This window comes from Phaeobacter sp. LSS9, assembly GCF_003443595.1.
GTDB classification, from domain to species: domain Bacteria; phylum Pseudomonadota; class Alphaproteobacteria; order Rhodobacterales; family Rhodobacteraceae; genus Phaeobacter; species Phaeobacter piscinae.
The window spans coordinates 771,372-785,934 of the sequence record NZ_CP031956.1 but is presented as its reverse complement, the minus strand read 5'-3'; the positions used below and the strand labels follow the sequence as shown (position 1 = coordinate 785,934).

Below are 14,563 nucleotides of genomic sequence, written 5' to 3'. Positions count from 1 at the left end.
GCATGGCTGCCGACCAACCCACCGTTCTGGTGGTCGAGGACGAATTGGCCCAACGCGAGGTGCTGTCCTATAATCTGGAGGCGGACGGCTTTCGCGTCCTGCGCGCCGAACACGGCGAAGAGGCGCTGCTGATCGTAGAAGAGGACATGCCGGATATCATCGTGCTGGACTGGATGATGCCCAATCTGAGCGGGATAGAGGTTTGCCGCCGCCTGAAGACGCGCACCGAAACCCGTAATATCCCGATCATCATGCTCTCGGCCCGCTCCGAGGAGGTGGACAAGGTGCGCGGGCTGGAAACCGGAGCGGATGACTATGTGGTCAAACCCTATTCCGTGATTGAGCTGATGGCCCGTGTGCGGACCCAGTTGCGGCGCGTGCGTCCCTCAACCGTTGGGGTGCGGCTGGAATTTGACGATATCGTGCTGGATGCCGAAACCCATAAGGTGAGCCGGGGCGAGGCGTCGTTGAAACTGGGGCCAACCGAATTTCGCCTGCTGTCGACCTTTATGGAGAAACCCGGTCGGGTCTGGAGCCGGGAGCAGCTACTGGACCGTGTCTGGGGGCGGGACATCTATGTCGACACCCGAACTGTGGACGTCCACATCGGCCGTCTGCGTAAGGCGCTGACCCAACACGGCGGATCGGATCCTGTCCGGACAGTTCGCGGCGCAGGATATGCCTTAGGATAGACCGCCAAAACATTGATAAATTATGAAACCTTGTCGTCAGATGGGGTTTTACCACCCGAAAACTACCTTGGCAGCGGATCTTCGGGCTGCGCCTGACCCGCCAGCCAGCTGCGGAACTTGATCAGGGCAGGGTCCTTAGACCGGGCCTCGGGCCAGACCAGGTAATAAGCGCCCGGGCTTTCGGTAGCGGTGGCGTGAAGCGCCACAAGCCGCCCTGTCGCAAGATCCTGCTCCACCAGATAATCCGGCATCAAGGCCACGCCAAGCCCATGCAGCGCAGCCTGTGTAATGGTTGCGAATTGGTCATACATGGTGCCGGACAAACCGTCCTGCAGCGCGATATCATGGCTCTCGAACCAGTGTTGCCAGGCCTGAGGGCGAGTCTGGATATGCAACAGGGGCAGGGCGGCGATATCACTCGGGGTACGGACCTCCCCCCCGGCCAGCAGGTCAGGCGCACAGACTGGCAGCATCTGTTCATGTTTCAGCAGCAGCGCCTGGGTTCCGGGCCAGTCTGCGGTCCCAAAATGTATTGCAGCATCAAAGCCTTCACTGACGAAGTTGAACGGTTCCAGCCGCGTGGACATATTGATCGTCACATCCGGATGCCGCCGTGCAAATTCCGGTAGCCGCGGCATCAACCAGCGCATCCCAAAAGCGGGCAGGATCGCCAGATTAAGACTGCCAGCCAAGGGCGCTGCCTGTACGCGCAGCGTCGACTGGGCGATCTGGTTCAGCGCCTGACGGATATCAGCAGCGTAGGTCTGCGCCTCCGGTGACAGCGTCAGCCGCTTCTGGTCTCTGCGCACCAGATCCACGCCCAATTGACGCTCCAGCGCCTGCAACTGACGGCTCACTGCACCCTGTGTCAGCGCCAACTCATCCGCCGCCGCCGAGGCGCTGCCCAAACGGTCCAGCGCTTCCAGCGCGCGCAGCGCCGCAATTGAAGGGAGGAAGCGTCTTGGGATGGCCATGTATGAGCTTTTGTAATGTTTGCTTGTGGTTCTCTCGCTGTCCTTTGTCTTACCGCAAGGTTAAGGTCGGCGGCAAGTTGAGGATCAAAAAGGTGACGAAAAATGACCGATAAACCTGCTTTGCGCGCCAAAGATGCCCCGGATCTGGGTCAGTTCAACTGGGACGATCCTCTGCGGCTGGACGACCAGTTGACTGAGGACGAGCGGATGATTGCGGCATCCGCTCGGTCCTATGCTCAGGAAAAACTTCAACCACGCGTTCTAAACGCTTACGAAAACGAAGAAACTGACCCTGAGATCTTTCGCGAAATGGGCGAGATGGGCCTCCTTGGAACGACCATCCCGGAACAATACGGCGGCCTCGGCGCAGGCTATGTCTCCTATGGGCTGGTTGCACGGGAAGTCGAGCGCGTCGACAGCGGCTACCGCTCAATGATGTCGGTGCAAAGCTCGCTCGTGATGTATCCCATTTACGCATATGGCAGCGAGGAGCAGCGCCAGAAATACCTGCCGAAACTCTCCTCCGGCGAATGGATCGGCTGTTTTGGCCTCACCGAACCCGATGCGGGATCCGACCCGGCCGGCATGAAAACCCGCGCGGAAAAGACCGAAGGCGGCTACCGGTTGACTGGCTCCAAAATGTGGATCTCCAACGCGCCAATCGCAGATGTGTTTGTCGTCTGGGCCAAATCCGAAGCCCATGGCGGCAAGATCCGCGGCTTTGTCCTGGAAAAAGGGATGAAGGGCCTGTCCGCACCAAAAATCGCCAATAAGGCGTCGCTACGCGCCTCCATCACCGGTGAAATCGTCATGGATGGCGTTGAGGTTGGCGACGACGCGCTGCTGCCCCATGTGGAAGGATTGAAGGGCCCGTTTGGCTGCCTGAACCGTGCCCGCTATGGCATCAGCTGGGGCGCGATGGGCGCCGCAGAGGCTTGCTGGCACGCCGCCCGTCAATATGGGTTGGATCGCAAACAGTTCGGTCGTCCCTTGGCCAACACCCAGTTGTTCCAGCTGAAACTGGCCAATATGCAGACCGAAATCACGCTTGGCCTGCAGGCCTCCTTGCGCGTGGGGCGCCTGATGGATGACGCCAATGCCGCGCCGGAGATGATTTCCATCGTCAAGCGCAACAACTGCGGCAAGGCGCTGGAGATCGCACGGAATGCCCGCGACATGCACGGCGGAAATGGCATCAGCCTGGAGTTCGGCGTCATCCGGCACATGGTCAACCTGGAAACTGTGAACACTTATGAGGGGACTCATGATGTTCACGCGCTGATCCTCGGGCGCGCGCAGACAGGTCTGCAAGCCTTTTTCTAAGCGCAACCGACAGCTACAACTGATCAATAAAACCATTAAAAATCGCACCGTTGCCAGACAAGGGTGCGATTTTATGTTAAGATCGTAACCGAGGTGTAAACCGATGTAGGATTAACACTCCTGACGCGCCCAGCATTTGTGCAAATCTGAATTGCATTTTTGCAAAACGTGGCCGTACCCACAGCGACGCAAGGAGAAGCAGGTGGATCAGACAAGATTTGCTGCTCCCTTTGGCGGAGAATAGTTAAGGGGGTAAATCTGAATCTTCGTGTATTCATTGGCGCGCAGAAGGCGAAACGAAGCGGCGGGGTTAATGCCCTCATGAACCGACGCAACACCGGTCGTGGAATGACCGTTCCGTACAGAGAGTTCCGCAAAAGGCGCAAGATCACCACTGAACCGTCCGCCGAACTGCGATTTTGCAAAAGAGCGCGAGCCATGTCCGATCAAATGGCCAGAATGACAGGTTAATCCTGCTGCACAGACGCACGCTACGGCAACTGAAGCCAGCCAAGCCATGCGAATGCCCCAAAGCGCAGGTGAAATCCCGCAGGATCGCCGAGGTGTTTTTGCCAGACGCATCAACCTCAATAAAGGAAAGGTAAATGCGTAAAAGAGCGTATTTCGTTTGGCCGATCTACACTACGCAAATTTACCTGTAATCAGTATTATGTTTAATTAATATGATGTAGCGTCACTGTTGCAGGTCTAGCCTGTACACGAGACAGTATCTCCGAACGACTTCATCAGTTGAGGCCAACATGGATCTGCACGGCAAAACAATTGTCATCACCGGTGCGGCAACGGGTATCGGGCGTGCCTTGGCGATCGCAATGGCTGGGTGTAATCCCAAGCATATTATCTGCGCGGATTTGGACGGACTGGGTGCGCAGCGCACTGCGGATGAAATCGGTGGTCGTGGCTATACCCTGGACGTTGGATCGGACCGCGCCATCGCTGAGATGATTGATGTGATCGAGCATGAAATCGCGCCGATTGATGTGTTCTGTTCCAATGCCGGGATCCTTCGCATCGGTGGACTTGAGACCTCGCTCACTGACTGGCAGCAAAGCTGGGATATCAACGTGATGGCCCATGTGTCAGCCGCGCGGCATCTAGTGCCGCGGATGATCAATCGCGGTGGCGGGTATTTTCTCAACATCGCCTCGGCGGCTGGACTGTTGAACCAGATTGGCGCTGTGAGCTATGGGGTGAGCAAACACGCCGCCGTCGGGTTCTCCGAATGGCTTGCGATCACCCATGGCGATCAAGGGATCGGCGTCTCCGTGGCCTGTCCGCAAGCGGTGAAAACCGCTATGACCAAGGGAATGGAGCACAGCGCCGCGGCGGTGGACGGGATGATCTCAGCCGAGGATGTTGCGAGAAGTTGTATCGAGGCTATTGAAAAAAATAGATTTCTTGTCCTGCCCCATGCGAAGGTCGAAGGGTATATTCAGGCCAAGGCCGCAGACTATGACCGCTGGATCACTGGCATGCAGAGGCTGCGCGACAAATTCGACCTTCCAACAGCTGACTGAATAATTTCAGGGCTTTCGGTACCATTTCAGGACTTGGAGATCGGGCGCATCAGCCCTTCCTGTGCAACACTGGCAACCAGTTGGCCGTCCTGTGTGAAGATTGAGCCACGGTTGAATCCGCGACCACCACCGGCAAATGGTGAGTCCATCGTGTAAAGATGCCAGTTGTCAAATTGCACCGGGGCGTGGAACCACATCGCATGATCAAGGCTGGCCGTCATGGCCTGACCTTTTACAAAACTCAGACCGTGCGGCCGCAGCGCTGACCCCAATAACCCGTAGTCGGAGACATAGGCCATCAGCACATGCTGCAGCTGTGGCGTGGCCCCTTTTGCCGCCTTCATTCTGATCCACATGTGATTGATATCACTACATTTATCCGGATTGACCGGATCGCGTGGCTCAACATCGCGAATCTCGAACGGACGCTCTCGTGTGAATTCGACTCGTAAACGGCTGTCAAGTTTCGGGGCAAGCTGGCGCAGGAGAACATCGCGGGACATCAATGCGTCTGGCGTCTTCACCTCGGGGATCTCATGTTGATGCTGCCACCCCGGTTCATCAATATGAAAGGACGCCGCCAAATTGAGGATTTGTTTGCCGTTTTGCAAAGCTGTCACCCGACGGGTTGTGAAGCTGCCACCATCGCGCGCAGGATCAACCGCGTAGATCACTGGTTTTGACGGATCACCGGGGCGGATGAAATAGGCATGCAGCGAATGGCACAGCCTGTCCTCAACAGTGGAATAAGCCGCCATCAAAGCCTGCGCAATCACTTGGCCGCCGTAGATCCGCGTCGGGGTTTCGCCGCCGGACCCAATACCGCGATAGAGATTGCGATCAAGCTCTTCCAAATCAAGTAAATTGAGCAAAATCTCAGCTGCATCAGGCATCTATCTGTTCCTGTTAATGTGACATCAGGCGGGCCGCTGCGGTCAACCGCCCTGCCCCGATGGTCTGGCTGGACAGCAGCCTTAACGCGTTACGGCGCCATGGACCAGCGCCTTCAGCTCCGCCCGTGACGAATAAGAACTGGACGGTGCGAGCTGCGTAAAAAAGACAACACTCAAATCCAGGATCGGATCAACCCAGAAGAAAGTCGAGGCCATCCCCCCCCAACTGAAATCGCCAACGGATCCGGGGCATCTCGCCCTGGCCGGATCCAATACAACCGCACCGCCAAGGCCAAACCCCATCCCGTCCATCGGTTGCTCCGCAAAACTTTGCGGTCCCATGGATGCGATGTCACCGGGCAAATGGTTTTGACACATGAAATCAACGATCTGCGGGCTGATCAGATGGTGCTTACCCACCGCTCCGCGCAGCCGGATCAGCTCGGCAAAGCGCATATAATCGTCGATCGTACTCAGAAGACCGCCGCCGCCTGAGTGCATCTCGGCGGTGTCGAAGGGGGTGTCGTCGTATGAATCAATCAGACGCAGGCTATCAGCCCCCTGTTGCGCGCCATTCAGAGCCATCGCGTCGCCGCTCAGCGGAGAATAGAGCGATGCCAAGAGGTTACCGGTTATCTCTAAGCTGCGAAAACCGGTTCGGTCCATGCCGAGTGGATCAAAGATTTCCCGCTTCAGCATGGCGCCGAGGCTCTCTCCAGTCACGACCTCAATCACCCGGCCGATCACGTCGATCCCAACGGAGTATTCCCACCGCTGGCCGGGTTCAAAGGCCAACGGCAGTGCCGCCAGCTCCTCCACCCGCGCCGCAAGTGCACCCTGGCTGGGTTTGAACATCAAATCGGTTTTTGACATTTCTTCAGGCAGGACGCCGGGATTGAACGGGTAGCTCAACCCACTGGTATGAGTTAGCAGCTCATGCAGGGTTGGCGGCCGACAGGGTTTGGTCTGCGCAATCTCGGTCGCACCATCAATAAGACAGCGCATATCTTTGAATTCAGGAAGAAATTCAGAAACAGGCATATCCAAGTGGATCAGGCCGCGTTCCAGCAGCAGCATCAGCGCGAGCGAGGTCACCGGCTTGGTCATTGAGTAGATGCGCGTCACGGTATCACGGGTGAACGGCAGCTCCTCCGCGATATTTCGCTGGCCCGCAGCGTGGAAATAGTGCTCTTCACCATTGCGATTGATCAGCAGCGAACTGCCGGCATATTTGCGTTGATCCACATAGCGGTGTTGCCATGTCCTGATGTGCTCAAGGCGCGCAGCGTCCATGGAGGCTCCTGTTGTCGGTGATCTGGCGGTTTAGCCGATGATCTTGGTCATCGCCGGAACGGTCTCTTCGGTGAACCAGGGCTGGTCCTCAGCCTCTGCGTCCATTACGGACCTGATCTTTGCAATTGTTTCGCCGCGCAGCTGCTGTTTGATCGCGGCATAGGTTCCGGATGGCAGCTCTGCCAGTGCGCGCGCTTCTTTCAGCGCATAGCCAAGCAGATCCTCCGCATCATCCGCAATGATATCCACGATGTTAAAGTTCCGCGCAGCGATGGGACCGATGGTTTGCCCGGTCATCATCAGCCGTCGCTGGATATTCGGGTTCAGCGTCGCGCGGGCGATCTCCAGCGGCGCAATCGGGAAATCAACTCCGGCCTGCACTTCTGCAAGACCGAACTTGGATTTCACCTGGGCCACCCGCACATCACTGCAAAGGACAAAGAACAAGCCACCGGCAATTGCCGCGCCATTCACAGCGGCCACAACCGGTTTTGGACAGGCATAGAGCGCAAGAAAGGCCTCATTCAGCCCCCGCACCGCGGCGCGCTGACCGGCCAGATCCAAGTCCCGCGCCACCTTCAGGTCGAGGCCTGCAGAAAACACCTTGAAGGCGCTGGTCAGCAGCAGCGCCCGGACAGTGGGATCCTCGCCGATCTCATTGATAACATCCGCGAAATCCATGAGGAACTCTGGCGATAGCGCATTGACCGGTGCGCGCGCCAGTTTGATTTCGACAACCCCGTCGCCATGTGCGTGCCGGATCAGCCAATCGCTCTCAGTCATTTCTGGGTCTTCCCTTAGACGCTGACACTGCTGCCAGCCGTTTCGATTATCATGCGCAGTTTGTTCGGCAAGGTCGAGTATTTTGACCTACGTAGAACCACGCATGACACCTAACATCGCTGCTTTGGCAAAGCGTTACCGCTACGGTCGCATGCTCAGGGTTTCTGCAGCAGACATCAGCTGATCCGCATAGACCGTCTCCAGCACATCCGGACTCACATGAAAGGACGGGCCACCAACGTTCAGCCCATAGACGCGCATCCCGTTCAGCGACACCACCGGAACCGCAATCCCGTTCACATCCGGTCGCCAATCTCCATAGCCGGTACAAAAGCCACGGGCAGCATATTCGTCCTGCGCCCGGCCCAGACTGTCCTGACGTGATAGCCTGCCATCCGGATCGAGCGCATCCGCGATCTTCAGGCTTTCAGCCCGTTGATCCGGGGACATACCAGCAAGGATCGCGCGCCCCACGGCGGAGAAAAACAGCGGCAACCGCATCCCGACATGCGCCGCCAGCGAAACATCCTCGCGGGAGCGATGCACCGCAATATAGATGACATCCGCATGATGTGCCTCCCCCAAGGCGCTGGTGATATATGAGTTTTCGCCATTTCGCAGATCCCTGAGGATCTGCGATGCACGGTCGCTGATATCCATCCCGGCCAAGACCCCATAGCCCAGACGCAACACCCCTGCCCCCAAACGGTAACTGCCGGACTGGCCGTCCTGAACCAGATACCCAAGCTGGCACAGCGTATAGGTCAGCCGCGAAACGGTCGGTTTCGGCAGCCCCGTGCGTTCAGCCAGATCGGTGTTGGTCAGCTCCAGCTCATTGCGGCGAAACGCGCGCAGCACATCGAGGCCCCGCGCCAGGGCGGTGACAAAATTTCGATCTTTTTCGCCATCCGCTGTGGCCGTCTTGTCGCTGTCCATCTCCGGTCCCGTCTCAGATGCGCTTCAGTCAAATTTCCGGGACAAGGCCGCCAGCCCGGCGCGCGCGAAGTCCGGCACAAACGCACCAAGGCGCGCCGCATGTTCGGGGTTTGAGGCGTTGCCATCAAGCCCTCTTTTGCGCACCCCCTGAAGGATTGCCGCCATCCGGAAGAAGCTGAAAGAGAGGTAATAGCCGAAATTTTCGACTCCCGGCAAATTTCTGCGTTGGCAATAGCTTGCGATAAATTCTTGATCCGATGGAAGACCAAGATCGCGCCGGTTGACACCGGCCAACCCACGCCCTTCACGCCCGGGTGGCATCTGCCACTGCATGATGACCCCGGCAAGGTCTGCATAGGGGTGGCCAATGGTGGACAGCTCCCAATCCAGAACCGCCCTGCAGTTTGTCCCGTCGGCTGCATAGATCATATTGTCGATGCGGTAGTCGCCGTGTACCAACCCGCGCTGAGCGTCATCCGCGGGCATCTGTGCGCCCAATACCGCGATCAACTCGTCCATCTCTGCGATGGTTTCAACCTCACTGGCGCGGTATTGCTTACTCCAGCGACCGTGCTGACGCTCAAAATAGTTGCCCTCAGGCCCGTAATCGGCCAGCCCGACAGTGGCGACATCCACATCGTGCAGCGCCGCCAGAACTCGGCTCATCTCATCCATCACCGCAGCGCGATCACTCGCGGGAAGACCGGGCAAAGTCGGATCTGAGAAGTTTCTCCCAACCACATGTTCCATAACATAAAAAGGTGATCCAATCACGGCATCATCCTCACAGAGATGATGCATCTTTGCGACCGGAACCCCAGTGTCCCGCAGCGCCAACTGCACGCGAAACTCGCGCTCCACCGCATGGGCAGATTTCAGCAGAACGCCGGGCGGTTTGCGTCGCAGAACATAGGCGCCCGCCTCAGTCTCTAGCAGATAAGTCGGGTTTGACTGGCCGTTCTGAAACTTTCGGGCGGTGATCTCCGTGTCGAACCCGGGCAAACGCCCTTGCATGTACCGCTGAACAGCTCCGAGATTGAGCGCTAGGGGATCCTCCATACCGCTGTCATCAGGGGTTCCGGGTGATGTCTGCGATGCCATCATTGCGCCCCAGCCGATGTGAACTCGGCCGCCAACCGTCGCCCGGCAGCGTCATAATCGGCGGCAATCTCATCCACCAGCGCACCCGCTGGGCGTACATCCCTGATGGCGCCAATGCCCTGACCGGAACCCCAGATCTCCTTCCAGGCCTTGGGCTTGGAAGACCCGCCAGCGAAATTCATCGCGCTTGCATCCGCGCTCTCCAGATTGTCGGGATCAAGTCCTGCGTTCTGGATTGATCCACGCAGGTAGTTCCCAGAAACCCCTGTAAACAATGATGAATAGACAATGTCATCCGCAGCGCTATCGACAATCATCTGCTTGTAGCCCTGCTGTGCATTTGCCTCTTCCGTGGCGATAAACGGGGAGCCCACATATCCGAAATCGGCCCCCAACGCCCGCGCGGCAAGCAGCGACGGACCATTGGCAATCGCGCCTGACAGCGCAAGTGGCCCCTTAAACCAGCTGCGAATTTCGCTGATCAGTGCAAGCGGAGATTGCTGACCCGCATGGCCACCTGCCCCGGCGGCGACCGCGATCAAACCATCGGCGCCTTTCTCAATCGCCTTCCGGGCAAAACGGTTGTTGATCACATCATGCAGCACAACGCCGCCGCAACCATGGGCGGCCTCATTCACCTCGGGCCGCGCCCCAAGGGACGTGATCCAAAGCGGCACCTTCCAGCGGTGACAAATCTCAAGATCGCGCTCCAACCGCGTATTGGAGCGATGCACGATCTGGTTTACCGCAAACGGTGCCGCAGGACGATCCGGATTGTCTTGGTTGTGTCTGTCCAATTCCTCGGTGATCTGCTGCAGCCAGACCTCCAGCAGCGGTGGCTCACCCTCGGCCTCACGCGCGTTCAGTGCGGGAAAGGATCCAACGATACCGGCCTTGCATTGCGCAATGACCAGCTCTGGCACCGATATGATAAACAGCGGCGCACCGATCATCGGCAGGCGCAGTCTCTGCAGGGCATCAGGCATAGGCTGCCCACCCAATGTGAGGCGAGTTTTCTTCATTTCCAATCCTTTATCCAGCATATTTCACGCCGCTTTCCGGCCAGAAAACAGATCTATCGCAGAGCAGAATTGCATTTCGCAATTTCATTGACAACGTAAGATCCACACAGAAGACTTGACGTCACAACGGGCCCGCTTGGGCATCATGACAGGACACTCAGCCATGCACGCCATGCTCTCAACCGCTCCGGGCGGCCCCGAAACCCTGCAGTGGAGCGCGCAAGACTGCCCCCAACCCGGGGCCCAGGAGGTGTTGGTCAAAATCCATGCCGCCAGCGTGAATTACCCAGATACGCTGATGATCCAGGATCTGTATCAGATCAAACCGCCCCGACCCTTTGCGCCCGGCGGAGAGATCGCAGGAGAAATCATCGCCCTTGGTCCTGAGGTTCAGGGCCACAAGATCGGAGATCGGGTTCTGGCACTGACAGGCTATGGCGGCTTTGCCACCCATATCGCGATCCCAGCCGCCAGTGCGATCCGGATCCCGGATCAAATGTCCGATCTGGATGCCGCCGGGTTTGTCTTCACCTATGGCACATCGCATCACGCCCTGAAGGAGCGCGCCACTCTACAATCGGGCGAAACTGTGCTGGTCCTCGGCGCCGCCGGTGGTGTTGGATCTGCTGCGGTAGAGCTGGCCAAAGCAGCGGGCGCGCGCGTTATTGCTGCCGTGTCCTCCGCCGAAAAAGCCGCGTTCTGTCAGGAGATCGGTGCGGATGCCACGGTGATCTACGGCCATGCGCCGGACAAGGAAGATCAGATCAGCTTTGGTAAAAATATCAAAGCCCTGGCAGGGAAATCGGGTGTGGATGTGGTCTATGATGCGGTGGGTGGTTCCTATGCGGAGCCTGCGCTGCGCGCCATGGGCTGGCAGGGCCGTTATCTCGTTGTCGGCTTTGCCGCAGGCATCCCAAAGATCCCGATGAACCTGCCCCTGCTGAAAGGCTGCCAGATCGTGGGAGTCTTTTGGGGCGCTGCCGTGCAACGCGACCCAGCGCAGCACCTGCGCAATGTGGAGGAGCTGTTTGAGCTCTATCGCAGCGGCAAGATCCGGCCCCGTGTGCATGCGGCCTACCCGATGAGCGACGCGGCAACCGCGCTGACGGAGATGCAAAACCGGGGCGTGCTGGGAAAGATCATCCTGACAAATACGCCTGAGTGAAACAGCCGTACCCGCACAACGTTAGCGTTAGCTGGCTTGCATATCATCCTGAAAGATATATCAATATGAGCCAACTACAGGACTCTGACCGCCAATCGTGGAGTTGAATGTCTCCGGCCAGCACATCGCTCCGGAGCATTCCCAAAACGCTGATGACCAGCCTGTCAGTTCCTGTCACAGCAGTTAAACTGACAGCCCGCGCAGCCAGGGCATCATAAGAACAAGTGGATACCAACATGCACACCATCCTGGTTTTGAACGGACCCAATCTCAACCTGCTTGGCACCCGTCAACCGGAGGTCTATGGCCGCGAGACGCTCGCCATGGTCGAACAGCGTTGTGTCGAACACGGGCAGTCCATCGGCCTCTCCGTGAGCTGCGAGCAGTCGAACCATGAGGGGACTCTGCTTGATGCGTTGCACGGTGCGCGGGGCGTTTATGGCGGCGTTATCCTCAATGCAGGCGCCTATACACATACCTCCATCGCGTTGATGGATGCGATCTTCTCGATTGAGCTGCCCGTGGTTGAGGTTCACCTCTCAAACATCCATGCGCGTGAGGATTTTCGCCACCGCTCTTATCTCGCGCGAGCAGCGCTGGGGCAGATCTGCGGCTTTGGCACTCAGGGGTATATCATGGCACTGGACGCGCTACGCGCCCATCTGGACAAAGACGCCGCGGGATGAAACTTCGGGCCTATCTCAACTTTCTGTGCGGCGCACGGACGCTTGAGGAGCTGTGGCTGGAACACGTCAAACAGATGCAAGCCTTTGGGTTTGATCGGTTGATCTACGGCTATACGCGCCACAAGACCAAGACATCCCTTGGCGATCCGGAGGATTTCGTCATCCTCTCCAACCATTGCGCGGAGTATGTGCAGGGGTTTGTCAATTCCGGCCTCTATTTCGACGCCCCCATGCTGCAATGGGCATTGAATAACGAGGGGGCCGGCAGCTGGCGGATGGTGCAGCAACAGCTGGAGCAGCAAACACTGACACCGCAAGCCCAGAAAGTGATCGATTTCAACACGGCCATGGGCGTCCGGGCTGGTTACACGGTCAGTTTCTATTCAACCTCCCAACGCTTCAAAGGGGCGATTTCACTGGCGGCTGAGGAAGGCCTGAGTCAGGACGACATCGACGAGATCTGGGCAAAGGACGGGCATGACATCATATTGATGAACAATGTCGCGCATTTAAAAATCCTGACCATGCCCTATGATCCCCCAAACCGCAGCCTGACAAAACGTCAGCGCGAGGCATTACAGTGGGTTGGCGACGGCAAAACCACCCAAGACATTGCGTTGCTGATGGGGTTGACGCCTGCAACCGTCGAAAAACACCTACGTCTTGCGCGTGAGGCCCTCGCCGTTGAGACAACAGCCCATGCGGTTCTAAAGGCCGCCCTGCACAACCAGATGTACGTTATGGAAAATTGATAAAATCATAAAATATACATTCAAAAGGTTGTTTAACGTATATTCCGAAAATCTATTAACCCCTTCTTCAGAATTGGGTATGGAATTCATTACTTCCAGAAGGCGCGAATTACAGGCACACTTACAATGTTCCGTGAGTGGGGCTTTGGCCTGGGACGGCGCAGGGCATGACCCTTGGGATTTCAAGGCTCTCTAACCTGTCCGGTCGCTGCGCGTATTGTTCCGCGCCAGCGCCGGGATATTCAGAGGAGCTCTGCAACACCAGCAGCGCCCCTCAACTCTTTTATATCCAAGATATCTATCAGAACGGTACAGGTTGATTTATTGGCCTGCGCAGTCTTTTCAGGTTGCCCCAAACCAACGAAGCAGCTGCGCTTCGCCAAAAGAAAAGGCCAATGAAGCAACAGCTTCATTGGCCTTTTCATTATTCACAAGAGCAAAGCTCGGACAGGATTAGCCCTGTGCGGCCTTGGCAACCTCAGCGGCGAAGTCTTCTTTTTCGACTTCGATGCCTTCGCCCACTTCCAGACGAACAAAACCAGTGATGGTCGCGCCTGCTTCCTTGGCCGCTTCTTCAACGGTCAGGTCAGGGTTCACAACAAACTGCTGGTTCAGCAGGGTTGCTTCGGCGACGAATTTCTTCATCCGGCCGACGATCATCTTCTCGATCACCTGCTCCGGCTTGCCGGATTCGCGGGCGATGTCCATCTGGACCTGCTTTTCTTTCTCGACAACCGAGGCGTCCAGCTCAGCTTCGCTCAGCGCGGCGGGGTTCACAGCGGCGATGTGCATCGCAACCTGTTTGCCAATCGCCTCGTCACCACCGTTCATGGCAACCAGAACACCGATCTTGCCCATGCCAGCGGTGGCGGCGTTGTGCACGTAGGACACAACGGTGTCACCTTCGAGCGACGCCATACGGCGGACGTTCATGTTCTCGCCAATGGTGGCGATTTTGTCGGTCAGCGTGTCAGCAACGGTCTTGCCGCCCATGTCAGCCGCCAGCAGCGCGTCAACATCAGCAACGTTCAGAGCTGTCTTGGCGATGCCGGAGACCATTTCCTGGAATTCAGCGTTTTTGCCAACAAAGTCGGTTTCCGAGTTCACTTCGACAGCAACACCTTTGTTGCCTTCGACGACCACGGCGACCAGGCCTTCGGCAGCGGTACGGCCGGATTTCTTGGCCGCTTTGGCCAGACCCTTGGTGCGCAGCCAGTCAACGGCGGCTTCCATGTCGCCATTGGTTTCGGTCAACGCTTTCTTGGCGTCCATCATGCCTGCGCCGGTGCTGTCGCGCAGTTCCTTAACCATGGATGCAGTAATTGCCATCTTAGGCTCTCCTCAATTCAAAAACGGATTTGGGGCAGGTGATACCCTGCCCCTCATGTCAGTTCCGTGACGGGAC

General features: G+C 57.5%; 15 protein-coding genes. 6 read left to right on the top strand and 9 right to left on the bottom strand.

The features are described from left to right. Nucleotides 1-2: 2 nt before the first annotated feature. Nucleotides 3-692: a phosphate regulon transcriptional regulator PhoB gene (gene phoB / locus D1820_RS03845; RefSeq protein ID WP_118067934.1), complete on the top strand. Its 690-nt coding sequence runs from the start codon at nucleotides 3-5 to the stop codon at nucleotides 690-692. 62 nt (nucleotides 693-754) lie between these two features. Here phoB and D1820_RS03840 read toward each other — a convergent pair whose 3' ends face one another. Beyond that, nucleotides 755-1,666: a LysR family transcriptional regulator gene (locus D1820_RS03840; RefSeq protein WP_118067933.1), complete on the bottom strand. Its 912-nt coding sequence runs from the start codon at nucleotides 1,664-1,666 to the stop codon at nucleotides 755-757. Nucleotides 1,667-1,768: 102 nt separating this feature from the next. Here D1820_RS03840 and D1820_RS03835 point away from each other — a divergent pair, with 102 nt between their 5' ends. Continuing rightward, nucleotides 1,769-2,989 carry an acyl-CoA dehydrogenase gene (locus D1820_RS03835; RefSeq protein WP_040178508.1) on the top strand — a complete coding sequence of 407 codons (1,221 nt, stop codon included), beginning with the start codon at nucleotides 1,769-1,771 and terminating at the stop codon, nucleotides 2,987-2,989. Between the two features lie 761 nt (nucleotides 2,990-3,750). Continuing rightward, the gene (locus D1820_RS03830; RefSeq protein ID WP_118067932.1) at nucleotides 3,751-4,527 is read left to right on the top strand and encodes an SDR family oxidoreductase; all 777 of its coding nucleotides are present in this window, start codon (nucleotides 3,751-3,753) and stop codon (nucleotides 4,525-4,527) included. A gap of 26 nt (nucleotides 4,528-4,553) precedes the next feature. On the opposite strand, the gene D1820_RS03825 is transcribed toward D1820_RS03830, so the two are convergent. From D1820_RS03825 to D1820_RS03800, 6 genes are all read right to left on the bottom strand, one after another. Continuing rightward, the gene (locus tag D1820_RS03825; RefSeq protein WP_118067931.1) at nucleotides 4,554-5,420 is read right to left on the bottom strand and encodes an acyl-CoA thioesterase II; all 867 of its coding nucleotides are present in this window, start codon (nucleotides 5,418-5,420) and stop codon (nucleotides 4,554-4,556) included. An 81-nt stretch (nucleotides 5,421-5,501) separates the two neighbouring features. After that, the gene (locus tag D1820_RS03820; RefSeq protein ID WP_118067930.1) at nucleotides 5,502-6,713 is read right to left on the bottom strand and encodes a serine hydrolase; all 1,212 of its coding nucleotides are present in this window, start codon (nucleotides 6,711-6,713) and stop codon (nucleotides 5,502-5,504) included. 30 nt (nucleotides 6,714-6,743) lie between these two features. Continuing rightward, complete coding sequence (locus D1820_RS03815) at nucleotides 6,744-7,496, bottom strand: enoyl-CoA hydratase/isomerase family protein (RefSeq protein WP_118067929.1); 753 nt, start codon at nucleotides 7,494-7,496, stop codon at nucleotides 6,744-6,746. A gap of 141 nt (nucleotides 7,497-7,637) precedes the next feature. After that, nucleotides 7,638-8,432 carry an IclR family transcriptional regulator gene (locus tag D1820_RS03810; protein ID WP_118067928.1) on the bottom strand — a complete coding sequence of 265 codons (795 nt, stop codon included), beginning with the start codon at nucleotides 8,430-8,432 and terminating at the stop codon, nucleotides 7,638-7,640. Between the two features lie 24 nt (nucleotides 8,433-8,456). Next, nucleotides 8,457-9,533, bottom strand: coding sequence for a phosphotransferase family protein (locus D1820_RS03805; RefSeq protein ID WP_118070010.1), 1,077 nt, complete (start codon nucleotides 9,531-9,533; stop codon nucleotides 8,457-8,459). Further along, nucleotides 9,533-10,555: a nitronate monooxygenase family protein gene (locus tag D1820_RS03800; protein ID WP_118070008.1), complete on the bottom strand. Its 1,023-nt coding sequence runs from the start codon at nucleotides 10,553-10,555 to the stop codon at nucleotides 9,533-9,535. The genes D1820_RS03805 and D1820_RS03800 overlap by 1 nt, the downstream gene beginning before the upstream one ends. A gap of 163 nt (nucleotides 10,556-10,718) precedes the next feature. Between D1820_RS03800 and D1820_RS03795 the strand changes: the two genes are divergently transcribed. From D1820_RS03795 to D1820_RS03785, 3 genes are all read left to right on the top strand, one after another. Beyond that, nucleotides 10,719-11,720, top strand: coding sequence for an NADPH:quinone oxidoreductase family protein (locus tag D1820_RS03795; protein ID WP_118067927.1), 1,002 nt, complete (start codon nucleotides 10,719-10,721; stop codon nucleotides 11,718-11,720). Nucleotides 11,721-11,956: 236 nt separating this feature from the next. Continuing rightward, nucleotides 11,957-12,406 carry a type II 3-dehydroquinate dehydratase gene (gene aroQ / locus D1820_RS03790; RefSeq protein WP_118070006.1) on the top strand — a complete coding sequence of 150 codons (450 nt, stop codon included), beginning with the start codon at nucleotides 11,957-11,959 and terminating at the stop codon, nucleotides 12,404-12,406. Then, a complete protein-coding gene (locus tag D1820_RS03785) occupies nucleotides 12,403-13,158 on the top strand; it encodes a LuxR family transcriptional regulator (protein WP_118067926.1) in 756 nt (251 codons plus the stop codon). The genes aroQ and D1820_RS03785 overlap by 4 nt, the downstream gene beginning before the upstream one ends. Before the next feature lie 242 nt (nucleotides 13,159-13,400). Here the strand turns inward: D1820_RS03785 and D1820_RS19055 are convergent, their stop codons facing one another. After that, nucleotides 13,401-13,571, bottom strand: a complete 171-nt coding sequence (locus D1820_RS19055) for a hypothetical protein (protein WP_162894066.1) — start codon at nucleotides 13,569-13,571, stop codon at nucleotides 13,401-13,403. A 40-nt stretch (nucleotides 13,572-13,611) separates the two neighbouring features. Then, the gene (gene tsf, locus D1820_RS03780) at nucleotides 13,612-14,487 is read right to left on the bottom strand and encodes a translation elongation factor Ts (RefSeq protein WP_040169102.1); all 876 of its coding nucleotides are present in this window, start codon (nucleotides 14,485-14,487) and stop codon (nucleotides 13,612-13,614) included. Nucleotides 14,488-14,563 lie beyond the last annotated feature (76 nt).